The organism is Spirosoma montaniterrae (assembly GCF_001988955.1).
In the GTDB taxonomy this organism is placed as follows: domain Bacteria; phylum Bacteroidota; class Bacteroidia; order Cytophagales; family Spirosomataceae; genus Spirosoma; species Spirosoma montaniterrae.
In genome coordinates this window covers 4298244-4321323 of the sequence record NZ_CP014263.1, presented here as the reverse complement: position 1 = coordinate 4321323, position 23080 = coordinate 4298244, and the positions used below count along the sequence as shown (strand labels likewise).

The following is a 23080-nucleotide window of genomic DNA, read 5'->3' as shown; positions in this document are numbered from 1 at the left end:
CATACAAAATGAGCAAGTCAGGGTATTTAGCGGAACATTAATTGTTACTGCTTCGAATACACAAATTGGTATTTGAAAGGTACAGCCTGTACAACATTCGTTTGCGGATTACGAAGGGTGTCAACGGCTGAAATAGCGGTTGATATTAACTTCGCTGGTTCGCGCGATGTATCTAATTCATACGTTTCATCATCGCCTGTATCGTATTTCAGTTGCAACTGGTTATTGCTCAGTTCCCATGAACCTTTTAAATCAACAATTCGGCCATTTGCACCAAATGTTTCATCAAAGTTTTTATCGGCTTTTATCGAAAATGATCCTGACAGGCCATATTGGCTTGGAGTCTCGTCAGCATTTAGTGACGTAAATGGGGCGGGATAACCAGAGAATCGAACACGTTCCAACGTCCACCTTCCTACTACGGGTGGAGTAGGTTCGGGATCATCTTTTTGACAAGCCTGCATCGCTGTGAGGGCCACAAGCAGGCTAAATAGGTATACTAAACGCTTCATACAAGAAAGACTTTAAGAGTAAATCAGATTGTTAACAAACTAAGCGTTGGTAAGTTAGCAAAAAACGTTCGATCTCGTTACGCCCGTATGACTGTTTGCCAAATTAATTTTGGTCAATTCACTTCCAGTTCATCTTTGGCAGGCAGTTTCGGAAAGGGCGCGTGCGGCTCGGCCTGATACCAGAATACGGTACTCGCTACGTCGGAGAGTTGGGGCAGATACCGCCCGCCACTGCGCCAGCCCAAATCCTGAATGGTTACGCGCAGGTCTTTCTCAAACCGAACCGGGTCCATGATGTGCCAGCGGTACATGCCAAACCGCTGCTGCGATTTGTAGGTGCCATCGGGCCGAATCACCTGATGCAGCCCCACATACGGCGTTGAAAATGGCACATACTGCCCACCCCGGTCGAAGTTGTACGACCCGCAGAAATAGTCTTCGGTGCCGGTGCCGTTGATGGTTGGGAAGTCGGTATCGCCATCCATGAAAAACTTGATTTCACCTTCGCCCCACCAGCCGTTGTTGTTTACGCCCCAGGCTAAGTAAGCCCCCACGTAATGCCCTTTGCCCCGAATGCCGTCGATGAGCGTAATGTCTTTTTTGTACGTATTTGGGTTGGTGCGCCGAAACTGCGCGTGCAGATAAGCCGCGTCGTCGGGTACGTCGGTGAGCGTGTAATTAATCTGGTAATACAACCGCATTTCATCTTTCTCGGCAATGTTTTGCAGCGTGATCCGGCAGCGTTTCCGAAACGGCATGGTCCAGTAGCAGTTGAACGCGCTACCCGGATTAACGCTCACGGCCAGCGAGTTAAGATGCGCATATTCGCCCCAGCCCATCCCGAAAAAGTCGCCGACGGGCACTTCGATAGATGGCTCTTTTTCGTCGTCCCAGTAAACCCTTAAGATCGAGTACCGCCAGTTGCCGGTGGGCGTCATCCAGATTTGTTGAATGGCTCCCGGCCCGCTGATGTCGGCCAGCGTAAAGGTTTCGCCAGCGGCCACTTTTATAAATGGGTTCAGTTTCCAGCCCCGGCCCAGGTCGCGGGCTTCGTTTTTGGCGTTAGCGTGGTTGGGGCGGGTGTCGGTGGGTTCGTCCATACCACCTTTGCCTTTTTCGCCCGTAAAATTTTCGGGACTAATCGACCGGGTTTTAGCATTCGACAACCGCGACAGGTTGCCGAGGTTCATTTCCAGCCCGTTGAAGGGCACGTTGGTGCGCTGGGCCATTGCCCAACCGCTACTGAAAAGCAGCCAGACGAGTAAACCGAGACGTTGCATAGCGGAGAAGGGTTTTGTTTTTCCGCTAAAAGGAGTTGTTCCTGGCAGATTACCCCTTTGCTGGGCGGGTGTCGCACTATCCTAATAAAGCCTAAGTCAGGAGATTGCAATTTGTTGGGTAACAAACGCCACTACATCTGCAAGAGATACGTTAGCGAATGGTTCTGCCGTCTCGTCAATGCCCACATGACGGTGAAACGGATAAGTATTGAACTGAGGAAAATGGGGCGTGTTATCCCAGCGACACAAGGTCTGATTGTCGCTGTTCATCCATTGGTAAGTATATTTAAATTTAGCACCCATTCGCGATTCATAGCCAACCAGCCTTGTATCGTCGATAAACACAAGTTCACAACGCTCGATACGTTTAGGACCAGCCTGCTCAATAGCAAACCTACTCAGCCGAATAAATGAGCTAAATGGCTCTACAGCCTCATTCATGGTCTGATTCGGAGCAGGTCGGCGGTGTAAATTCTTATAAAATCAAGCGCGTCGTCCCAGTCGTTATCATCGTCCTCTTTTTCAATAACGCTGAACGGTGCCAGCGTTTCATCGGCAGCGTTCTGTATCCGTTGCCGAAACTCCGTGAATGACATACCATACTTCCGTTCGTAGAAATCGACCCGGCTTTGATAGTAACTTATTTTCTGCTCAAGCGCACGACGAGCCTGTATGCGTAAAAAATCGTCGATAGTCTGGTAGCCGAGGTCTCGGATAATGTCTTCGGAAACCGATAAATTGGCGTAGGCAGTCATAGCGTACTACTGTTTAGAGACAAAGATAACACGACTACCGCAGATTTGGCGCGGGCAGCACGGGCAGGCTTTCGTTGCCGTCGTCGCTGACGGACTGCACGGCGAAGTAATAATTGTCTTTTGAGTAGGGGAGGGTCATGCCGAGTTTGGTGGTGAAGAATTTTTTCTGCCAGAACGGCCAGTGCGTTTCACGCATCAGCACGTAATACCCCTTCACGTTGCGGGAGGCCGCTCCGCTTGTCTTCGGAGCCTGCCAGTAGAGTGCAGTGCTGTTGGTCAGGTTACGCACGTCGATGCGCACGTCGTGCGGTACGGCGGGGGCTTTGGCGAGGTTTGCCAGCGTGGCGAGGTTGACTGCCGTATTTTTACGCAGATACTCGAAATCCATGTGTTTGGCATAGTCGCCGTACTCTACATTGTTTTCGGTACGCAGGTCCTGGTGCTGATGGTTGTAATTTTCGTTCATCTCGGTCAGGCGCACGGCGGCAAATCCGCGTTGCACAAACGGCGTATGATCGCCCCCACGCAGGTAGCGGTCGTTGCGATAAATCAGCACCACCTCCAGGTTTTCGACGTAGCGTTCGCCGAGTTCTTTCACATAGCGGGCCAGGGTGCGTGCTTTCCCGTCGTTTTCGTTGCCGAAGTTTCTGATCTGGGCAATGCGACCCGTTGTGTCTTTGAGCATATTGGCGGGTAGACCCTCGCTGAACACGCGCAGGCGGGTATTGTCGATAATATTCGTTTCGTTGCTGTGGTTGCTGCCCATGATGTCGTTGTTCAGCACGGCTTCGAGGTTCCACTTTTCTCTCACGGCCCGTTCGCTGAGGTGTTCTGCCCCCAGCAGACCCTGCTCTTCACCCGTCAGCGTAGCAAAAATAATCGTAGCCGGAAACTGCGCCCGGCTCAATACCCGGCAGAGTTCAATCACAGCCGCCGTGCCAGAGCCATCGTCGTTGGCACCGGGCGCGTCGGCCTCGCGGTTCATCACGTTCGAGACGCGGCTGTCCATGTGGCCCTGCACAATGAACACACGCGTATCGGTGGGGTCAGTACCTTTCAACACGGCCATCACATTGCCCATGTCGGCGGGTTTATCGATGCGCCGACCGTCGGGTTGGAGCGTCCAGGTGTCGAGCGAGGCCGTCATGCGCCCGCCCGATTGCCTGGCGTACTGCTGGAATTTACCCAGAATCCACTGCCGGGCCGCGCCAATACCTTTTTTAGGGGCAGTAGTGGTGCCCGGCGTGGATGCGCCCGGCGTGGATACGCTGAGCGTGTGCCGCGTTCCGAAGCTGACCAAACCGTTGATGTGCGCCCGCAAACTATCGGCAGAAATTTGCGTCACCAATTCCGCAATTTGTGGGTCGCGGTTCAGAATGGTCTGGGCTTCTGCAAGGGAAGAAAGGAAGAGGAAAGACGTGACGAGTAGTTGCTTTTTCATAGTTTTAAAATCACTTTGCCATTGCCCGTTTCAGCACACTGCCGATGAAACTGCCTATGAAGGTTAAAATCATGGACCCGTACAGACAGAACGCTTCCAGTTCGCGCTCGCCCCCATTGTCGGGCGCGTCGGTAAACTGGTAGCCAATCCAGAGGGCAGCGGCCTGTAAAATTGCCAGCGACCAGCCTTTGCGCGGTTCGGCGAAACCAATGGCAGCCGCCGAAACAGCCGCCATCAGATACGGCCAGTGAATGACGGGCGATTGCTTCACGACGTATAAAAGTACTACGCTGTGAAGCAAGACAAAAGCGGCATTGGTGAGCAGCCGTTTATCGAAAAACGACGTAGGCTGGTTGTCTGTTTTGCCGGAAGTCGTGCGGCTTTGTTCTTCGAGAGCCGTAGCCTGTTCCAGATCCTGCTCGGCCTCCTGACTTTGTCCCAGTTTCTGCCGTGTGCGGCCCCGCCAGTAATACGGCATGGCGTCGCGGCCCTGTGCGTGGAAGATAGCCTTGTCGAACTCCGTAAAAGCTGCATCATAGTCGTGCCGGTCATACAGAATTCGGCCAGTTTCGGTGTGAATGTCTGCTACCGTATTATCGTAACTCCCGGCGGTTCGAAGGTCGGCGAGGGCGGCATCGGTATCGCCGAGTTTGAGGTGGCAACGCGCCCGATACAAATACGCCATGCTCCACTGCGGATGCTGGCGAATAACCTGATCGAAATACGCAAACGCCGACTCGATTTGGTTGCTGTTATAAAGTTTCACGCCAACCTGAAGCCGGTCAAGTTCTTTGTCGGAAGGGGTACGGAGATCGGCGTAATAGCGCAGATAAATGATGTAGCTGATGACGGCTACCGTTATCAGAATTTCCATGCCGCAAAGTACGATACGCGGTCCAAATCTGCACAGAAACCCACGAATACTTCATCAAAACCCCCACGACACGCCCGGCCCAACGGCCATTTGCCCCGTTGCCGACACGGGCACCGCCGAGAACCCGACGCGCGGTTGCCGAAGCAATTGATTGTACCGAGTAACGCCTTTGTTGACATGGCTGTTACCGATAATCGTGAACGTGAGCGTGGCCGCCACCGAGCCGCCGAATACGGTCCAGTAGGTGCCGTTGCTCCGGTTGCGCTGGAAGATTACGTAAGCTAATTGCACTAAGCCCGTCAACCGGCCCAGGGTAGTCAGCGTGCGGAACGTTTTGAAATGATGATTGATCGTTGGGTCGTTGAGTTCATAAAACGGCACTTCGAGCGAATAGGGCGACGATAGTTTTTTGCCACCGTAAAAATACACGCTGCCGAGGGCCGACGAACCAGCCGCCCGCTCGATTGGCTGCAAATGCGCCGGAATCGGTTCGCTGCGGTAATACGCCGAATCGTCGGCGCGCCTGCGCTGCTGGGCGTGAGTGGTTGTCAGGGTAAGCAAAACGATGAGTAGCGTCATAACGGCGGTCAGTTGCTCAGTGGCCGTCAATACGCGAAAAGTTCCTGTAATTTTTGACATACTTCTTTAGCAGTGGCGACATCAAGTTCGCCTATTCGGTTGAGTAGCCGCCGTTTATCTACCGACCGGATCTGGTCTAATGCCACTTGCCCTTCGCGGGCATTGAACAGGCAATTGACCCTTGTTGGAAAACGTTTTCGGGTGCTGGTCAGTGCGGCAATAGTCACTGTATTTAGAAATTGATTCGTAGTGTCGGGGGAAATAATCAGACAGGGCCGGATTTTGTTGATTTCACTGCCAACGGTTGGTTCGAGGTTCACGTGCCAGACCTCAAAGCGTTTCACTACCATGTCCAGTCGTCAGTGTCGAAGTCGTTCGGAAATGGTTCAAGCAATTCTTCGTCGGGCAAATCACCGGCAGTAATAGCCTGCCTAAACTGCTCTTCCCAGCCTTCGCGGGGGGTGCGAACGGGTTTGAGCACTAAGGCATCGTCACGCATCTCAACCTCCACCGAATCTTTAATCCGGTATTTGTCGAGCACTGCCTTCGGAATCCGAATGCCTTTGGAATTACCGATTGACACGACAGATAAGCGCATAAAAAAAGTAGCTACTTTGTAATTACAAAGGTAACTAAGATACGTATCATTTCAAAACGCCCCGTTGCCTGCACGATACGTTAGAAAATTGGCTATTTTTCACCAATGTTTCTATCCGTCATATGGACCCATTGACTATCGGGCTTGTTACCCAATGTTTAACCACTACCAAAATCGCAGAGTGCCTGATCGGTAACTGGTTAGGCAAAGGTAGCGACCAGCTACTGAGCAAAGCGGGCAAAGTCATCTACGAGCGGCTCCGCACCCAGACCCAGCCGGTCAATCACGATATTCACCGGGCGGTTCGGGAAGCGCACCTGAACGCTACGTTGGTTATCTGCGAGCATCTGCTCCGTAATAAGTACAACGTAGCCGACCGTTTGTTCCATTTCCCGGCCTGGGATTTAAAAGAGGTAATCAGCTACCTGAAGAAGCAGCGCAAACAACTGTCAGATGTCAAATTCGCGCTGCCCGACAACCCCGCCGTGACCGAATACGAACTGCTGTTGCAACCCAAAGGCGTACCGGCCAGCGAACGATTGGCAGAACTACAGCTACAGGTCCGGAAGGGTATGTTGCAGGAACTGGAACAGGCTAATCTGGGCATTGAAGACGACCTACGCACCGCCATCCTGACGGGCTGGACGGACAAAGGCCAGTCGATGGACTGGTTTGAGTTGCTGTGTGCATTTTTTGCGGAAAGCCTCAAAACCAACACCCGCCTGCAAAGCGTCGTCCAGACCAATCTGCTTCAGGACGTAAAGGAGTTGTTGCTGACCGTTAAGGCCAACGTGCCGCAAATCAGTATTTCGCCGGAGCAGTTGACCGATTTGGCCGCCCAACTCGGTAAGGCCATGCAGCCCATCGTGGACCGTTTCGATGAAGTAATGAGCCGGTTGGATGACATGTTGATTACGCTGGAACGTATCGAAAACAAAGTTGATACGGTACAGATTGGCGTTGGGCAGGCAAACGAAAGCCTGACTGATATCCGTGAGAAGGTTGATAAACTCCTGCCAACGTCGCCCGCCCGCCAGAAATACCTCAACACCTTTGCCCACTACGATCTGACGAATCTGGTGGGCCGCACCGACGAACTCAGTCAGATTGACGCGCATTTTGCCCGGCACGACATGTTGCTGCTGCGGGGCATGGGCGGCATTGGCAAAACTACCCTCGCCAAAGCGTATATGGCCCGGTCGCGTGATGGATATGACCACCTCGCCTACGTAGAAATTGTAGGAACCATTGCCGACAGTATCCTGATTCAGTTGGGTAACTCGCCCGACGTAGCGTTTACGCCCAATCTGGCAGACAGCACCGACGATAAATTCAAGGCACTTATCGACACGCTGGGCCGGATTCCGAACCTGTTGCTCGTACTCGACAACGCCAACGATGCCGATGATCTGAGGCTCCGGCAACGGGCATTGGAGAGTTTAGCCGGGAGAGTGCTGATTACGGGCCGCGCGCGCCCGCAAACGTTTGTGCAGGAACGTAAGGTGCAGGAAATAAAGAAATTGACCCCTGCCGACGCCCTGCAATTATTTAAAAACCTGTATCCAATCCCCCTGACCGATGCCGAAGACGAATTGGTCAAAACCATACTGGAGAAGGCATTCTACCATCCCAAACTAATTGAGGTACTGGCGAAGGCGGCTTACGCCAATTCGTGGCTCCAACTGACCGACCTGCGGGCAATTGTTGAGCAGAAAGAGTACCGGCACGAAGCCATCAACTATCCCGTAGAGGTAGACGACCAGACGAAAGCCATCTACCGCATCCTGCTCGATTTGTTCGACACCGACCGCCTAAGCGACGACGCCCAACAACTGCTCCGCTACTTCGCCGTGCTGCCCACGATTGACGTACCCATAACGCACTTAGCGACAATATTACGAGCCAACACCCCCGCCGAACAGCAGCAATTACAGACCTCCTTGCAGGAACTGACCCGTCTGGGTTGGTTAGACGACACCAACAACCGCTATTTTGCCATGCACGGCTTAGTGCAATGGACAATGCGCGAACGATTACAGCCCACAGCCACCAACTGCGAACGGTTACTGGATGGCATGGCAGACGCGCTATACACGGAGCCAACTGAGAATCCGCTCGATAAGCAGGTATATCTACCCTACACGGCTGAATGGCTGACTCTTTTTGCGAATGAAAAAAACGAAATCTTGGCCCGTTTCTTCAACAACTTGGCCCGTTTCTTCAACAACATTGCTGCTACATATCGTGCGTTGGGCCAGCACGATGAACGCCTGGCCTACAACCAGAACGCCTTGGCTATTTTTGAAGCGGTACTTCCCACCAATCACCCTGATCTGGCCCAATCCATCAATAATATTGCCGAAGCGTATGGTGCGTTGGGCCAGCAGGATAAACGCTTAGAGTACAATCTGAAAGCGTTGGCTATCCGGGAAGCAGTGCTACCGGCCAATCACCCTGATCTGGCTCAATCCTTCAACAACATTGCTGCTACCTATTATTACACTGGAGATTTAGGCAAGGCACTTGACTATATGCAGAAGGCACTGACAATATGGGAACGGGTACTTCCGGCAGAGCATCCTGACTTGCTTAGTTCGCGGAAAAGTCTGGCTGTTATTGAGCAGGCTATCGAGGAGCGGAATAAAAATGCTGGTTGAGTGATAGACCCACCCCAACCCCTCCCCTAAAAAAAGGGGAGGGGCTTTAGAAAGGTGACCTACTTTCCCACTCCAATACCTCAGAAAGAGAAAGTAGTCTCGCTATTGGCCCCTCCCTAATGGGGAGGGGTTGGGGTGGGGTGTCCTTACTTCACCACTTTCAGCGTGCCCTGCATCAGCGAGGAGTGGCCGGGGAAGGTGCAGACGAACTGGTAGTCGCCGGGTTCGGTGGGGGCTACGAAGTAGATGCTTTCGGCGGTTTCGGGTTGCAGGATGTTGGTGTGATGCAGCACGTCGGGCGAGTTGGGTACGTACTGCATTTTGGGGCCGTTGAGGTTCAGGCGCAGGGCTGCGTTACCTACGGCGTTGGCCGCGCCGGGCTTCACAATCACGCAGTTATGCAGCATGTCGTCGTTATTGTTGAAGACGAGCTTTACGCGGCTTCCGGCCTTTACCTCAAATTTTTCGGTGTCGAATTTCAGGCCCGGTTTGGTGCCGATGGTCAGCGTTTGGTCGGGGCCGTTGGTCCAGTCGGCGGGTTGGTCGGTGACGCGCTTTGCGGTGGCTTTGGCGGCTGGACTGCCTTTCGTCGCAGTCGTTTTGCCTTTACCGGTTGTAGGGGCGGGTTTTGTTGAAGCACTCGCCAATTCAGGCCGAGCCACCATATCAGCGTGGTTGTGCGCAGGTGCCGCCGAAGCTACGACGCGGGCGGGTACGTTGGCTTTTTCACCCGGTGCAATAGCGTTGAGCGTGTAATAGCCGGTGTTGTGCAGCAACGACAGCCCCGATGCCGACCGGATACCTTCGGCTTTCAGTTCGTGGATGTATCCTTCGCGCAGGGTGGTATCGGCCACGATGCGGGCACTCAGGCCGTCGGCGGCCACGATTACGCCCCGAATCGGCACCGGGCGGGCGTCTTCGATGGGGCTGCCGTAGGTTTTGTGATACTTGTAGGTAAAGCTGTTCAGGCCGTAGCTGTCGGGGTTTTCGGCGGTTTTCCGATCAACGGGCAGCGTGAACGTGACCTCGAAACCATCGGGTTTCGAGCGGATGGTTTTCATCTCGAAAGGCGTTTTGCCGGTCCAGACGAGCCGCTGAATGCCGTAGGGGTCTTTGCCCGTGCTGGCCCAGCCCCGGTTGGTCATGCCCACAAACAGCGAACCGTCCTGCCCCCAAACCGTCCGCAGAATGCCCGACTGAAATCCTTCGCGGAAGGGGAAACACGCGCCCTGCCATTCGCCGTTGACTTTCTCCAACGCCACCCGCATGAGTTTGCTGTGGCCCTGATCGCCTACGAACAGTTGACCAGAAAACGGCCCGAACGCGCCGTTGGTGGTATCTTCTTTAATGTCTGAAGTTGAAATGCCCATCAGCGTATGCGGAAACCACACGGCGGGCACCTTCAGGTTTTTCACCGTTTTTGCCACTTCATGCATGGGCTTCCCCGTACTCGGAACGTCTTCGGGTTTGAGCGTCAGGGGCGAACCGGCTTCGCTTGTCCAGCGAAGCCCGGCGGGGTTGCCCGCAAAGTCGCCTTGTTCAAGATGCGTCATCCGGCCCGAACCAACCCAGTCGCCCTGATTTTCGGTATAGAAAATACTGCCATCGCGCAGTACGCCGAAGCCTGCCGGTGAGCGCAGGCCCGTAGCCCAGGGCGTCATTTCGCCGTTGTCGTTCAACTTCAGCATCCAGCCGCGCCATTTAGCTAAACTGGCCCCGAAGCCAATCCAGTCGAGGTTGAGCGTAATAACCATGTTGCCATCGGGCAGCATCACGGGGCCGTAGCTATACTCGTGGTAGTTGCCCGACAGCGGCCATTTGTAAAACGAGCGGTACTCGTCGGCCACGTCGTCGCCGTCGTTGTCGATGAGTTTGGTCACTTCGCCCCGTTGGGTGCAGAGCAGGTAGCCTTTGGGGTGCCACATCAGCCCCAGCGGCTCGTGCAGGCCGCTGGCAAAGCGTGTGAACGTTGGCACCCGGCTTCCCTGCATGTAGGGGTTGCCCACAATCCAGACTTCGCCCCGGCGCGTACAGGCCGCCAGCCGACCATCGGGCATCGGAGCCAGCCCGCCCACTTCCAGTTTAACGTCTTCGGGAATGGGCAGCGTAACGATGCGGTAATAATCGCCTTCCGTTGCCGGACGCGATTGGGCAATTGTGAATGATTGAATGAGCGAATGAGTGAGTATCAGTGCTCCAAGAGTTAGTATTTTTTTCATGACAAGTCCGTCATTTTTCATTTTTCATTCTGCATTTTTCATTCAACCAATTCGTAATCCGTTTTCGGTGGGGCGTTCGGTTTGGAGAAGCGTTACGGTGCCGTCGTCCTGTACGGCTCCCAGCACTAAGCACTCGCTCATGAACGTAGCGATTTGTTTGGGCGGAAAGTTTACTACCGCAACCACCTGCTTGCCAACCAACTCGTTTAGCTGATACAATTTCGTCAATTGTGCCGACGTGCGTTTCAGGCCAAGCGGCCCAAAGTCGATGGTCAGTTTATACGCTGGTTTACGGGCTTGCGGAAATGCTTCAGCGGCCACGACCGTGCCTGTGCGAATGTCTACTTGCTCAAAGTCGGGCCAGGTAATAGAAGCCATAATCACAGTGTTAAAATACCACCTCATACCGCACCACGCCTGAAACCGGCAGCAGCAACTCCTGTTTGCCATTGCTCTGGCGGAGTTTGGCTTTTGCTTTCGGGTCGATGCGAACGTAGTAACTGCGGTCGTTTACGGCGTACAGACCTTTGCTAATTTCCTCAATCGATGAGCCAGCCGCCACCCGACAGTAGACCGTACCACCGGGCGAACCACTAACCGTCAGCGTTCGGCTGATGCCATCCGAACCGGGGCGCACGGCATCGGTTATGGTGGCTCCGGCCAGTGCATAGTCGATGGTTGGATAACCGGCCTTGTCGACTGCCAGGCCTTTGTATTGCAACATAGTATCGGCCAAACTATCGGGCCAAACGGCTGCGTCGGTGGCGAGTATGGCTAAAGCGGGCTGGGCCGGTGGGCGCACTACGGTTCCCATCGGGCGCAGTAGCTGCGGTTCGCCACGTTCGTACCACATTTCGGTTACGTCGGCAAAATCCCCTTTCCAGGCTTGCAGCAGCGTCATCTGGTTCAGGTCGAGCGTGAAATGATAGCTATCGGGTGTGCCAACCGACAGACTATGGGTACGCTTGGTTTTTTCGCCGGGCATTTGCACAAACGACCGTACCAGTTCGGGCCGGGCGTTGGCTTTCACGCTGATAACGCCCACCGGATCGGGTTCGGGCAATGACGATAGCGTATGCAACGCCTGTGGACGAACGCCATCCTGCGACACAAACAGGCCCAGGCCGGGCCGCGCCCACGAACGCGTAAACATTACCTGTACGTCGTGCAGACCGGCAGTCAGGTTGGTTCTGACCGACGTCGGCTGGCCCAGATCGTGATAATCGACCGGAACAACGGGTTTGCCATCAATCCACAGCCCGGCAATACCGCCCTGGTGCAGATCGAACTGGTAATCACCACCTTGCAGGGCATTCAATTTGCCATCGAACAGAATGGTGTAATGACGCGGCCCGCCATAAGCCACTTCATACGTAAGCTGCGACGTTGTATCCTGCTTCAGGATTTTTTGTTGCTGGGCTTCGTCGCGGCTGCGGTTTTCTTTTTCGTAGATCACGTACCGAATCGGCCCGCTCCAGCGCACTACCTCGCGGGCGGCAAAAGGTTTGTAGACCACATTACGCACCGCCACCGAGCCGTTGAGCGCGTTCAAACTGACCACGCCATTACGCTGCGCCGACAGTGTCTGTCCCTCGCTGATGGTTACGCCGTTGAGTGCCAGTTTTTCGAGCATCGGCGGGCGGTTGCCCGTTGCCCGGTAACGCACCTCAACCGATTGCCATAAGCCGGGTGCTTTGCTAAGCCTGACATTGCCGAGATGGATGGGCTGACCGCTCGGTAGCGTAATCTGCACATCGGCACCGGGCGTAGTCAGCAGGTCCATTGTCAGGGCAAAATCGTTGGTGGTCGTTGCCAGCACGTAGGGTTGCCCTGTTGTGCCAATCAGCAGCGCATCGCCCGGTTTGGTTTTCAGCGCAGCCTGATCGGGTGCAGCCCATACCGAACCGGCCCGCTGCCAGTTGGCAGGCAGGGGTGCCGCACGCTGCGCCAGTGATGATGTACCAGACGTGGTCAGAACCAATCCGCTGCCTATGGCAACTGCCGTGGATCGGGAAATTGTACGGAAGAACGCGTTCATAATGTCTATAAGTACAACTGGCTTAATTTTTCCTCTGACCCGCCCCGATTTTACGAAAATGGCGTGAAATAAGGTTGAATCCGTGGGTATTTTGTTGCTATTTGTAGTGCATTGTGCCTAAACTGATTTTCAGCCTCTTTTCTATTGCCATGCGACTATGGTTTGCTCTTTTCTGGTTGATAAGCAGTGGCACGTTGCTGGCCGTGCGGGCGCAAACAGCCGACCCGCAGGCGCGTGCCGTTAGCGGTTATGACTTTGGTTTACACGGTCTACAGGCCGTGCGCTTACGCTACCCAGACCTGACCGGCGCGGGCCTGACCATATCGGTCAAAGAAGCATCGTTCGATACAACGGACATCGATTTTCGGGGCCGTATCGTACCCACGTCAACGTTGTCGAGCCGGTTCTCCGACCATTCGACCATCATGGCAACACTGCTGGGTGGGGCCGGTAATACCGCCAGTACCAGCCGGGGCGTGGCACCGGGCGTTCGGCTGGCGGCATCGTCGTTCGAGCGGCTCTTGCCCGATACCCTGCCCGATCTGCGTCGGCTTGGCGTGTCTGTCCAAAACCATTCGTATGGAGTTGATATGGAGCGGTTCTACGGCCCAGAAGCGTTGGCCTACGACCGGCAGGTGATGCAGGAGCCAACGTTGCTGCACGTGTTTTCGTCGGGCAACAGTGGCGACGAACGCCCGGCCAATACACCCCTGCCGGGGCCATATCTGACCCTGACGGGCGAGTTCAAGCAGGCAAAAAATGTTTTGGTGGTGGGCGGTATCAGCAGCCGGGGCGTGCTGGAACCCCGCAGTTCGCGTGGCCCTGCCAACGACGGGCGCATTCGGCCCGAACTGGTTGCGTATGGCAACAACGGCACGTCGGAGTCGGCGGCTTTGGTATCGGGCGTAGGGGCATTGCTCCAGCAAACCTACCGCTACCAAACGGGGCAACTGCCATCGGTAGCGTGGGTACGGGCGTGTTTGCTGGCATCATGTCAGGATATTGGCCTGCCCGGCCCCGACCACGACGCGGGATTTGGGAGTCTGAACGCGCTCGGGGCCGTTACGCTCGCCCAAAACCGGTACTATCAAACGGGCGTATCGACCATAAATACTACCCAATCGTTTACACTGACGGTGCCACCCGGTGCTGCCCGGCTGGCAGTCGCTCTTGCCTGGAACGACACACCTTCGGCGGACGGTATACTGCGGCAAGACCTCGATTTATGGGTTGAAAAGGCCGATAAATCCGGCGAGTTACTACGACCGTGGGTGCTGTCGGCGGCTATTCATCCCGACTCGGTGCGGTTGCCTGCCCGGCGCGGCATCGACCGGGTCAATAACGTTGAACAGGTATCGCTGATGCAGCCTGCGCCGGGCGTGTATCGCGTTTGGGTTGGTGCCAGTCGCCTGCCCGACGGGTCGCAGTCGTTTGCAGTGGCTTACGCTACCGATTCGATTATGACGTGGTTTAGTCCTACCACCGGGGCCGCGTTACTGGCCGGTCAGCAACAGCCCCTGCGCTGGCTTTGGCTGGGAAATACCGACGAGCGCGGTACAGTATCGGTGCAGATGGTCGGCGAAACGGCTTGGCAACCTGTCGCTACGAATGTCAGGCTGGCCGATCAGATGGTGTGGTGGTTGCCGCCCGACCGTACTCAACTGGCTCGCCTTCGCATCGTTACGGGTACGCGCACGTTTCTGAGCGATACATTTGCCATTGTGCGTCCGGTGCCGGTGCGGGTCTTGCTCAACTGCCCCGACCGGGTTGTGGTAAGCTGGGCGCGTCAGCCCAATGTGTCGACGTATCAGGTGTACCGATTAGGGCGTCAGTACCTCGAACCAACCCGGCAGGTTACAGACACCGTAGCGATGGTATCGCCCGTTGATGGGCCGTTTGTGGCCGTGTGGCCGGTTTTGGCCGGAAGGCCGGTGCAGGCCGGTTTTACGATCAACTACCAGCGGCAGGGCGTGGGCTGTTACGTGACCAACTGGCTGGCCCGGCAACTCGTGGCCGACACCGCTCGGTTAGACCTCACCCTCGGCACCGTCTGGAACCTGCGAAGTCTGGCATTAGAACGCGCCACCGCCGATACGTACACAACGCTGCAAACCCAGACGCCCACACCAGGCCAAACCAGCTACACTTTCGCCGACCGCCCCCCTACAGCCGGTGCTACCCGCTATCGGGTGCGGCTGACAACCCAAACCGGCGAGATTATTCTGACCGAAGACGAACTGGTATATGGCGTTGCAACGAACACGCCATTCGTGTTCCCCAACCCCGTCGACAATGGGCAACCGCTGACGGTGGTAATGCCCGAACAGGAAACCACAGCCACATGGATTACATCTGACGGGCGTCAGGGAAAGCCCAGGCCGGTGTCGGGCGTACTGAAACAAATACCGACCGATGGGCTGTTGCCGGGGTGGCATTTGCTACAGGTAGATACCCGGCACGGCTGGCAGCGGATGCCCGTGCTTGTTCGGTAGGCTACTTAAAAACACAAACCCCCTGCAATGCATTGGCTGTGTTGCAGGGGGTATATATATGGAATTATGGCTGGCGTATTGCTGACGCGAGGGAGACGCAAAGGGTTGCGTCTCTACGGTTGACCATCAACCCTTTGCGTCTCCCTCGCGTCAGCAATACGCCACAGCAAATTCAAATTGGTGTTAGTACAAATAATCGAGAGCGGTTATGTCATTGGCATTGAAGGGGCGGTTGACGTTGTTACCGATGCAGGCCAGCATCCACGAGTTGGGGTCTGGACCAGCCGGTGTACCCGGAATCTGGATCGCACCAATTGGTGGTTCGCCTTCGTCCTGTGGGCTGGCTCCTCCGCAGCTATACGAGCGGTCCATGTAATCGGTATGGCGGAAACCAATGCAGTGCCCAAACTCGTGGGCCATAATCGAACCAATGTAAGCGACCCGCGTGGCATCGTTCGTACTGCCTAAGAAAGCATTATTGACGCGCACGAAGTTGTGCGGATTGCCCCCGCTCGGAAAGCCAGCCGACGCCAGATAGGGAGCATTTGCCGGCGCAGCCAGCACCCGAATGTCGCCCCCAGACCGCACGTAGGCAAACTGGAGGGAGAGGTTCTGTGCATTGTAGCGGTTGATGGCTTCGATGGTGGCATCGACATACACCTGAGGAAGGTTGTTGGCAACGCTGATGCGAATAACGCGGGGCAGATTATTCACCAGCGAAGTTGTGTGGTACTGTTCGCCACTACCTACGCGAATCGCCTGTTTGCGCTGGGCGAGGTCAAGCTGTTTCTTGTCGAGGAAGATGTCGTTTTCAACAATATAACCGTCGTCGACCGTCTGGATGTTGTAGGTACTGAAGCCCATAGCCCGGACTTTAGCTTTCACCGTTGTAGGTACTTCCTGCCGGGCAGCAGGCTGGGCCGTCTCAACTGGGGTAGGCTGACAGGCGTACAACACGCTGCCGATAGCTAATGAAGTGAGGTAAAAAATAGTTTTCATGAGAAACAAAAAGAAGTTGTGAGAAAACAGGAATCAATATGAACAAATCAACAGTTTTTGACACCGCATTCATAATAATAGGGCAAAATATTTATTGGGCGGTGACTGATGCGTCAGTTTGTTGAAAAAAAATCATTCCGGTCGACAGAGAGGATGTTTTTCGGGCTATTGTAGTCTGAAGAGTTGATAAGTAACCAGGACTACGGTTCTACTTTTTACCCCCTATACGTCTCACTTGTCTGGTCAATACGTCGGCCAATATGCTCGGGCAGAGGAGATAAACAGGCAGGGTAACGAAACAAAGTCCGGTTCGGTTATACAAAAACAACGTTAACGATATGAGCAAGACACCGTTTGATGAACTTATCAAAGGCGATACGCCCGTGCTGGTTGATTTTTATGCTGACTGGTGCGGCCCCTGCAAACAACAGGCTCCCCTGCTGAAGCAATTAGCCGACCGCATGGGCGAGAAACTGAAAATCATTAAAATCGACATCGACCGGAGCCGGGCGGCTGCTACTCAATACCAGATTCAGAGCGTACCGACGCTGATTCTGTTTCACAAAGGCCGGATCGTTTGGCGCAAATCGGGTGTTCAGCCGCTGCATACACTCGAAAATCTGGTGAAACAGGCCATGTAAAACGCTGGTTGAGTCGCCGGTATGGTGTTGCGCTCAATCACAAAACGGGAGCTTCAACGTTCCGATACGGTAGCTGTTATGGTCAGGTAATAAAAACCGCCGACGCCCGGCCCGGCCACAAAGGTGGTGTAGTAGCGGTTAAGCAGGTTCGAGCCGCCGAGCTTGACGAACACGCCCGCTGTCGGAAACGTATAACTAAGTTGCCCATCAATGGTGTTGATGGCCGGAACCATGCCCGTTGCCAGAGCCGATTGCCACAAAAATGCGCTTTGACGTTTATAGGTCAGCGAAGCACCTAACTGCCGCCAGAGTGTTGGGTTGCCTATGCTCAGATTCGTGATCCACTGGGGCGTATTAAACGCTTCTTCCAGCCCGTCGCCCTGATCTGTGCGGTCGAGCCGGGCCAGCGACGCATTGCCCGATAGCAGCCAGCCGCGCCCAATCCCGTAACGCAGCCCCAGACTGGCTCCGTAGTTAGTTACTCTTGTTTTTGAGTTGGTCCAGAGCCGGTAACGATCCTGTTTCGTTCGGTCGGCCAGGGCGTAAGCAACCGAATCGGGGTTGTTAGTGCGCGGTACGTTGGCTTCAACCTGCGCTATGAAGTTTCGGTATACGTTGTAATACACGTCGACGTCTACGTACAGCTTTTTGTTGAAAAACAGCCCTTTATACCCCATTTCCAGGCTATTGACCTGTTCGGGTTTCAGGTACGTATAGGTGTTGGAGCGGAGCAGGTTTTTATTTTTCTGAATGGCCTGCCCGGTTGTCAGGCGGTTGCTGTTTACGTCGGTGTTGATCGCTGTCTGAAAGGCATCGATAGACGTGCGCAGATAGGATTGCTCGAAAATGCCCCGCGACATAATCGGCAGGCCACCCACGCGCTTTACGCCACCCGAATTAACATTGGAGAAAGCCTCGAATAGCGACGGGAACCGATAGCCCGTCTGGTAGGAGAATCGAAACGTATGGTTGTCGGTGAGCGCGAACACAGCCGCCACGCGCGGGTTGAACCGCAGCGCGAAATAGCGATTTTTGTCGGCCCGCAACGTCCCGGTCAGCGTAAGCCGGTCGCCGAAAAATGAACGCGAAGCCTGCACGTAGCCCCCCGCTTTATCGTACACCAAATTGTCGCCCGACCCGTCGGGGTTGATGAAATAATTGCCGTCCGGGAAAACACTGTATCGCCGATAGTCGAATCCTATTTGCATACCGATGCCCGTGCGTTCGCGAAAGGTAGCCCAGGCAGCGCGCGTCAGGTCGAGCTGCCCTTCGGCATGATACAGCCACGCCCGCACCCGTAAAGCCGCGCCTACGTCCCAGTTGTTGATGTCGCGCAGCCGGGCCACCTGTGCATTGAAAGCGTCGGAGCCGGGCAGCGGGCGACCTGCGTCGGCGGTGGTGCGGGCGGTTTGCAGGGCATCGGCTACCGTTTGCCCGGCGCGGGTGCTACTTGTAAACTGGCTCGAAAAGTCAGAAAACCACTGATTGTCAGGTTTGAAAGAGCGGTCGATGTTTTCGGCCATTGAGCGGATGTTATACGAATCACCCGTGTTCTCGCTCGTGCGATACGCCCGGATTTGCAGCGAAGGTGATTCGAGCGTGAGTATATGCTGATCGAGCCGGTAATGGTCGAGCCGGAATCGGTTGGTACGCTGGTAGAGCGTTGCCAGCTTCGCCGTTTTGTAGCGATACGACACGGTAAGAGTTGGCCTGATGCGCCAGAACAGGGCTGCGTCGCCCCGCAGGTTGCTCAGGCCGAGGTCGGAGGTTTCGTTCTCAAAATAACCCGTTCGGGCCACTACGTACCGCCGACCATCGAGCGTCAGCGACCGCCGATTGGGCGATTCGTCGCCGTAGCGGTTCACGAGGTCGCGGGCAGGATGAGTGAGACCGGTCAGGTTCAGAGAAGCATTGGCATTCGGGTTAAGGTCGGTTTCGTCGCGGGCTATCCAGTCGTAGCCGCGCTGATACGTCATGTTCACCTTGAAAGCCAGCCGCGAACCAATGGTACGGGCATAGCGTATACTGCTTTCGCTGAAGATTTTGGCCGACACCAGCGGATTATTCAGGTGATTGACGCCGGTTTTCTGGCTACCACTCAGGCCCGTTGACGTAAACGGGTCTTTGGTAATCAACTGCGCCATGCCGTTCAGGGCGTTCAGTCCGTACAGCACCGAAGCCGCGCCCGGCACCACTTCAACCCGGTCGATGTCGAGGTCCGACGGGGCGAGTGCAATAGCAATCGGTGCGCCGATGTGCGGAGCCTGACTATCGATTCCATCAACCAACTGCACAAATCGAACGTTGGTTGGGTTGGCAAAACCGCGCGCATTATAGACTTTGAAACCTAAGCTTGGCGTCAGTACTTGTATACCTTTTACATGCTCAATTGCGTCGAAGTAAGACGGTTGCGCCGAAAGCCGAATTTGCCGGGCATCGAGGAGTTCGATGCTGACGGGTGCTTTCCGAATGCTTTCCGGTATGCGCGATGCCGTAACAATTACCTCACTTAAAACACGCTGCCGCAGCGTATCGACCGGCGCAATGGTGCTGTCGGGCAGGGCGGTGGGCGCGTAGAGAAAAAGGCTAAGGAAAAGGTGTTGCATTCGGCTCGTTATTTCCGACGAAATATAACGAGTGTTATGTTATTCCGGAAATAACGAAGCAACTTTTCGCCAAAAGTAAAGCGGGTGGAAACCCGCCCTATGCGTCAGCTATTCACATCAGTGGCTGACGCATGGGGCGGGTTTCCACCCGCTTTACGGGTGTGCCTGTTATGGCGTTACTAACGTACTCTGCGAGATATTGATAGTGTTGAAGTTACCACTCTGCAACACGTTGGCCGTATTGGCTGGTCCGGTCAGGCCGCTTAGCTGCGTAACGGTCAGGGTGTTGTTGTTGCCATACTGACCGGCTGTGTTGGCAATCGGAGACGAGCCGGTTATGCCCTGAATCACGTTATTGCCGCCCGTTTGGGTCATGGTAGCCGTGTTGTCGCTGCCAATTACCTGGAACCGGGCTACGTTCAGCGTACCCTCCTGCGTAATCATCGACATGTTGTTGTTGCTAACGGCAGATGCACTGCTACCCTGCGAGATGGTGGCCGTATTGCTGGTGCTGGCCCCCAACTGTTCGATTATAGCCGTGCTGTTGGTGCTGTTAAACTGAGCCGCCGAGCCAGTGTTGCTGGTGCCGCTCTGCGTAACAGTGATGGTGCTGCTGGTTACGTTGGCAACCTGACGCGTGGTACTGCTATTGGTTTGGCCGTTCTGATCTACCGTCATGACGTTGAAATTGCCGCGCTGATCCAGATTTGCCGTGTTGCCCGTACCCGCTGCTCCGCTTACCTGCGTCACTGTCATGAGGTTGTTGTTGCCATATACACCCGCGTAAGTCGAAAATGGCGACACGCCCGTGATACCCCGGATGAGGTTGGCACGGCCCGTTTGCGACATGGTGGTCACGTTGCTATTACCGAGCAGGTCTAAGCGGGCCGTGTTCGATGTGCCACGTTGCGTAACGGCTGAGTTGTTGCTACTCGATGTTGGAAAAGAAGCGCCAAGTGAGCTACTAGTATCACCCTGGTAGATTTCGACTCGGTTACTGCTGCCCGTCGTAAGCTGGTCGATCAGGGCTACGTTGCCCGTTCCCCGATACTGGTAAATCTGGCCGTTATTGCTGGTGCCGCTCTGCACAACCGTGGCTGTAGCCTGATCGGAGCCGCGAATCTGCTGAATAACGACCGACCCTGTTACGCCACTCTGTGTGCTGGTAGCGGTGTTGTTGGTAACGTTAGAGACATGATAGATTTCGGCGCTGTTACCCTGCCCCGATTGGGTGAGCGTAGCAACGTTTTCGTCTGCGTTATTAGCCTGAAACACTCGGCCTGTATTCGACGTACCCGATTGAACGACCGTGGCTTTGTTATCTGTGCTGCCTATTCCAGCGAGATTAAAAGAGAAACCAGATTGATTCACCTCGCTGAAATTACTCTGTCCCGATTGGTCAACCGTAGCTGTGTTACGCAGGCTCAGGTCGTTCTGGGTCACCTCGGCGGTGTGGCCGCCAGTGGTGCCAATCTGTGTTATATTGACAATGTTATCCTCGCTGCTATCAAAGCCTGAACTTTGTTCGGAAAAAGCCTGATGCGCATCGCCCGTTTGCGTCACCGTAGCTGAGTTGCCCTCGCTGATTTGTCCGGCGGTTCCCAGTTCCTGCCCGTTTTGTTTCACGTCGGCAAAGAGGTTCGTGCCGGTTTGCACAACCGTAGCTTTCTGGTTGCTGCTGTTATCGTTCTGAAAAACAGTTGCAGTATTGAACGTGCTACCGCTGCCCGACTGCTGAATCAGTGCCTCATTACCTGTCGAATTGTTGTTCTGAGAAATTGTAGCTCCGTTGTCGTCGTTGGTTTGCTCGATGGTGGCTTTGTTATTGCTCGACGCACCGTCGGCACCGGGCTGCTGAAAAATGGAAGCCGTGTTGAAATCGCCATTCTGCCCAATAGCAGCCATATTCAGGGTCGATGCGCCCGCGCCGGTTGTGCCGTTGCTTTGCAAAATGGTAGCCGTATTTTCGTCGCCCGCCTGTGTAATGGTAGCCGTGTTTTCCGAGCTGCTGCCCGCTATTCCCCCGCTTTGGGTAATAGTAGCCGTATTGCCTACGATAGAGCCGCTCTGATCGACGGTAGCGGTGTTGCTCGAACTGTTGCTGCTTTGCCCAACGGTTGCCGTATTGCCATCGTCGGCCTGTGTCACGGTGGCGAGGTTGTTTTGCGAGGCTCCGTTTACCGTACCGTTCTGGTCGATGGTAGCCGTGTTGTTACTGCTAACCCCGCCAATGATGCCCCGGTCGATAAACCCTTGAAAAACAGTGGCCCGGTTGCCCGTTGAATTATCGTTTTGGTTGATGGTAGAACCGCTGTTGTTATTCCCATTCTGCCAGATTTCGCCGAAATTACTCTTGCTGTTATTGTTTTGGTTGATAAGTACACCCGTGTTGTTACTGCCATTTTGCAGAATACCGGCAAAGTTACCCGTACCTCCTGCTGCCAGCGACGTAGCCACGGCGGTTGAGGTGGTGGTGCCGCTTGTGCCCAGCGCGCCGTTATTCTGGTTAATTGTGGCGTTGTTGCCCGAGCCGCCCTGCTGCGTCAGGCCCGCCCGGTTGCCCTGCGAACCATCTTTCTGATTGATTGTGGCTGTGTTGCTGCTGGTAGCGGTCTGGTACGTACCGGCCCAGTTGCCAATGTTTGTACCCGATCCCTGCGTTTGGTTGATGATTGAGTTTTGGTTGTTACCCGTTTGCTGTTGTACAGCCGCCTGATACGAGCCGTTTTGGTTGAGGGTTGTCGTGTTTTGCCCGTAAGAGAATGTAGTAAGGGCCAGCAGCGTGGCCCCCAATAGGAGAAGGTTCCTCATGAGAGAGTTGGTTTAGTTTGTAATGATCGTGTTGTTACTGAATTTCTGAGAAAAGTCCGAACACATAAATGTATGCTAATGTATAAATGGTCCGTAAAAATATTTATTGGACGGTCTTTTCTCGGTAATGTTATATAAAAAATGGGTTTATTAAAAAAGGCTTTCCTGTTCCAGGAATTGCTGAAACTTGCCCTGTAATGCCTGAAAAAGAGCAAGATACTTTTCGCCCTCGGGCGTTACGGTGGCACCACCGCCCCGGTCGCCCCCGGTTTGGGTAATCACCATTGGGGTGTCGGTCTGTGCGTTCATTGACTGCACCAGTTCCCAGGCTCGTTTATACGACATACGCATGGCTTTGGCGGCCTGATTAATGGAACCGGTGCGCTGAATGTGTTGCAGCAATTCTAAGCGTCCAATGCCCATAAACCGCTCCGAACCGGTATCGGAAACCGTTTCAAGCCAGATTCGACCGTTTACGCGTAGTTTATTCATAATCGGAACTACTGTGATTGATTGGGCGAAGTTAGTAGCTATCTAATCAACATCGTTTAAGCGGCAAGTTTTCAAAACTCGTTCGT

General features: G+C 54.6%; 19 protein-coding genes. 3 read left to right on the top strand and 16 right to left on the bottom strand.

What is annotated here, in order from left to right:
• Positions 1 to 44: 44 nt before the first annotated feature.
• The 9 genes from AWR27_RS18580 to AWR27_RS18540 all read right to left on the bottom strand — a co-directional run bounded on the left by AWR27_RS18580 (position 45) and on the right by AWR27_RS18540 (position 6039).
• Positions 45 to 512 (bottom strand): lipocalin-like domain-containing protein, encoded by a 468-nt coding sequence (locus AWR27_RS18580; RefSeq protein ID WP_083732908.1) that lies wholly within the window; start codon positions 510 to 512, stop codon positions 45 to 47.
• Between the two features lie 113 nt (positions 513 to 625).
• Complete coding sequence (locus tag AWR27_RS18575) at positions 626 to 1792, bottom strand: glycoside hydrolase family 172 protein (RefSeq protein ID WP_077132578.1); 1167 nt, start codon at positions 1790 to 1792, stop codon at positions 626 to 628.
• Positions 1793 to 1888: 96 nt separating this feature from the next.
• Positions 1889 to 2233: a toxin-antitoxin system TumE family protein gene (locus tag AWR27_RS18570; protein WP_077132577.1), complete on the bottom strand. Its 345-nt coding sequence runs from the start codon at positions 2231 to 2233 to the stop codon at positions 1889 to 1891.
• Positions 2230 to 2547 (bottom strand): hypothetical protein, encoded by a 318-nt coding sequence (locus AWR27_RS18565; RefSeq protein WP_077132576.1) that lies wholly within the window; start codon positions 2545 to 2547, stop codon positions 2230 to 2232. The genes AWR27_RS18570 and AWR27_RS18565 overlap by 4 nt, the downstream gene beginning before the upstream one ends.
• Before the next feature lie 34 nt (positions 2548 to 2581).
• A complete protein-coding gene (locus AWR27_RS18560; RefSeq protein WP_077132575.1) occupies positions 2582 to 3988 on the bottom strand; it encodes a M20/M25/M40 family metallo-hydrolase in 1407 nt (468 codons plus the stop codon).
• A 10-nt stretch (positions 3989 to 3998) separates the two neighbouring features.
• Positions 3999 to 4862, bottom strand: coding sequence for a tetratricopeptide repeat protein (locus AWR27_RS18555; RefSeq protein ID WP_077132574.1), 864 nt, complete (start codon positions 4860 to 4862; stop codon positions 3999 to 4001).
• Positions 4863 to 4916: 54 nt separating this feature from the next.
• On the bottom strand, positions 4917 to 5501 hold the full coding sequence (locus tag AWR27_RS18550) for a hypothetical protein (RefSeq protein WP_232325870.1): 585 nt from the start codon (positions 5499 to 5501) through the stop codon (positions 4917 to 4919).
• Positions 5468 to 5791 carry a type II toxin-antitoxin system PemK/MazF family toxin gene (locus AWR27_RS18545; protein ID WP_198045029.1) on the bottom strand — a complete coding sequence of 108 codons (324 nt, stop codon included), beginning with the start codon at positions 5789 to 5791 and terminating at the stop codon, positions 5468 to 5470. The genes AWR27_RS18550 and AWR27_RS18545 overlap by 34 nt, the downstream gene beginning before the upstream one ends.
• The gene (locus AWR27_RS18540; protein ID WP_077132572.1) at positions 5785 to 6039 is read right to left on the bottom strand and encodes an AbrB/MazE/SpoVT family DNA-binding domain-containing protein; all 255 of its coding nucleotides are present in this window, start codon (positions 6037 to 6039) and stop codon (positions 5785 to 5787) included. The genes AWR27_RS18545 and AWR27_RS18540 overlap by 7 nt, the downstream gene beginning before the upstream one ends.
• A 122-nt stretch (positions 6040 to 6161) precedes the next feature.
• On the opposite strand from AWR27_RS18540, the gene AWR27_RS18535 reads away from it, so the two are divergent.
• Positions 6162 to 8696, top strand: a complete 2535-nt coding sequence (locus AWR27_RS18535; RefSeq protein ID WP_077132571.1) for a tetratricopeptide repeat protein — start codon at positions 6162 to 6164, stop codon at positions 8694 to 8696.
• 146 nt (positions 8697 to 8842) lie between these two features.
• On the opposite strand, the gene AWR27_RS18530 is transcribed toward AWR27_RS18535, so the two are convergent.
• From AWR27_RS18530 to AWR27_RS18520, 3 genes are read right to left on the bottom strand one after another with little or no spacing between them, the layout of a single operon-like run.
• Complete coding sequence (locus AWR27_RS18530) at positions 8843 to 10915, bottom strand: plastocyanin/azurin family copper-binding protein (protein WP_077134070.1); 2073 nt, start codon at positions 10913 to 10915, stop codon at positions 8843 to 8845.
• A gap of 42 nt (positions 10916 to 10957) precedes the next feature.
• On the bottom strand, positions 10958 to 11293 hold the full coding sequence (locus AWR27_RS18525; RefSeq protein ID WP_077132570.1) for a tRNA-binding protein: 336 nt from the start codon (positions 11291 to 11293) through the stop codon (positions 10958 to 10960).
• Positions 11294 to 11303: 10 nt separating this feature from the next.
• Positions 11304 to 12953 (bottom strand): hypothetical protein, encoded by a 1650-nt coding sequence (locus tag AWR27_RS18520; protein ID WP_077132569.1) that lies wholly within the window; start codon positions 12951 to 12953, stop codon positions 11304 to 11306.
• Positions 12954 to 13102: 149 nt separating this feature from the next.
• Here AWR27_RS18520 and AWR27_RS18515 point away from each other — a divergent pair, with 149 nt between their 5' ends.
• Positions 13103 to 15445, top strand: coding sequence for a S8 family serine peptidase (locus tag AWR27_RS18515; RefSeq protein ID WP_077132568.1), 2343 nt, complete (start codon positions 13103 to 13105; stop codon positions 15443 to 15445).
• Positions 15446 to 15628: 183 nt separating this feature from the next.
• Here AWR27_RS18515 and AWR27_RS18510 read toward each other — a convergent pair whose 3' ends face one another.
• Positions 15629 to 16444 (bottom strand): M57 family metalloprotease, encoded by an 816-nt coding sequence (locus tag AWR27_RS18510; RefSeq protein WP_077132567.1) that lies wholly within the window; start codon positions 16442 to 16444, stop codon positions 15629 to 15631.
• Between the two features lie 338 nt (positions 16445 to 16782).
• Between AWR27_RS18510 and trxA the strand changes: the two genes are divergently transcribed.
• Positions 16783 to 17085 (top strand): thioredoxin, encoded by a 303-nt coding sequence (gene trxA, locus AWR27_RS18505; protein WP_077132566.1) that lies wholly within the window; start codon positions 16783 to 16785, stop codon positions 17083 to 17085.
• Between the two features lie 53 nt (positions 17086 to 17138).
• Here the strand turns inward: trxA and AWR27_RS18500 are convergent, their stop codons facing one another.
• From AWR27_RS18500 to AWR27_RS18490, 3 genes are all read right to left on the bottom strand, one after another.
• Positions 17139 to 19691: a TonB-dependent receptor plug domain-containing protein gene (locus tag AWR27_RS18500; RefSeq protein ID WP_077132565.1), complete on the bottom strand. Its 2553-nt coding sequence runs from the start codon at positions 19689 to 19691 to the stop codon at positions 17139 to 17141.
• Positions 19692 to 19859: 168 nt separating this feature from the next.
• Positions 19860 to 22502, bottom strand: a complete 2643-nt coding sequence (locus AWR27_RS18495) for a beta strand repeat-containing protein (protein ID WP_083732907.1) — start codon at positions 22500 to 22502, stop codon at positions 19860 to 19862.
• Between the two features lie 150 nt (positions 22503 to 22652).
• Entirely contained in the window at positions 22653 to 22994 is a 342-nt protein-coding gene (locus AWR27_RS18490; RefSeq protein ID WP_077132563.1) for a winged helix-turn-helix domain-containing protein, read from the bottom strand.
• Positions 22995 to 23080: the final 86 nt, after the last annotated feature.

Coding starts and splice junctions, on each gene's coding strand:
- AWR27_RS18580 (WP_083732908.1), bottom strand. CDS start 512: ATGAAGCGTTTAGTATACCTATTTAGCCTGCTTGTGGCCCTCACAGCG.
- AWR27_RS18575 (WP_077132578.1), bottom strand. CDS start 1,792: ATGCAACGTCTCGGTTTACTCGTCTGGCTGCTTTTCAGTAGCGGTTGG.
- AWR27_RS18570 (WP_077132577.1), bottom strand. CDS start 2,233: ATGAATGAGGCTGTAGAGCCATTTAGCTCATTTATTCGGCTGAGTAGG.
- AWR27_RS18565 (WP_077132576.1), bottom strand. CDS start 2,547: ATGACTGCCTACGCCAATTTATCGGTTTCCGAAGACATTATCCGAGAC.
- AWR27_RS18560 (WP_077132575.1), bottom strand. CDS start 3,988: ATGAAAAAGCAACTACTCGTCACGTCTTTCCTCTTCCTTTCTTCCCTT.
- AWR27_RS18555 (WP_077132574.1), bottom strand. CDS start 4,862: ATGGAAATTCTGATAACGGTAGCCGTCATCAGCTACATCATTTATCTG.
- AWR27_RS18550 (WP_232325870.1), bottom strand. CDS start 5,501: ATGTCAAAAATTACAGGAACTTTTCGCGTATTGACGGCCACTGAGCAA.
- AWR27_RS18545 (WP_198045029.1), bottom strand. CDS start 5,791: ATGGTAGTGAAACGCTTTGAGGTCTGGCACGTGAACCTCGAACCAACC.
- AWR27_RS18540 (WP_077132572.1), bottom strand. CDS start 6,039: ATGCGCTTATCTGTCGTGTCAATCGGTAATTCCAAAGGCATTCGGATT.
- AWR27_RS18535 (WP_077132571.1), top strand. CDS start 6,162: ATGGACCCATTGACTATCGGGCTTGTTACCCAATGTTTAACCACTACC.
- AWR27_RS18530 (WP_077134070.1), bottom strand. CDS start 10,915: ATGAAAAAAATACTAACTCTTGGAGCACTGATACTCACTCATTCGCTC.
- AWR27_RS18525 (WP_077132570.1), bottom strand. CDS start 11,293: ATGGCTTCTATTACCTGGCCCGACTTTGAGCAAGTAGACATTCGCACA.
- AWR27_RS18520 (WP_077132569.1), bottom strand. CDS start 12,953: ATGAACGCGTTCTTCCGTACAATTTCCCGATCCACGGCAGTTGCCATA.
- AWR27_RS18515 (WP_077132568.1), top strand. CDS start 13,103: ATGCGACTATGGTTTGCTCTTTTCTGGTTGATAAGCAGTGGCACGTTG.
- AWR27_RS18510 (WP_077132567.1), bottom strand. CDS start 16,444: ATGAAAACTATTTTTTACCTCACTTCATTAGCTATCGGCAGCGTGTTG.
- trxA (WP_077132566.1), top strand. CDS start 16,783: ATGAGCAAGACACCGTTTGATGAACTTATCAAAGGCGATACGCCCGTG.
- AWR27_RS18500 (WP_077132565.1), bottom strand. CDS start 19,691: ATGCAACACCTTTTCCTTAGCCTTTTTCTCTACGCGCCCACCGCCCTG.
- AWR27_RS18495 (WP_083732907.1), bottom strand. CDS start 22,502: ATGAGGAACCTTCTCCTATTGGGGGCCACGCTGCTGGCCCTTACTACA.
- AWR27_RS18490 (WP_077132563.1), bottom strand. CDS start 22,994: ATGAATAAACTACGCGTAAACGGTCGAATCTGGCTTGAAACGGTTTCC.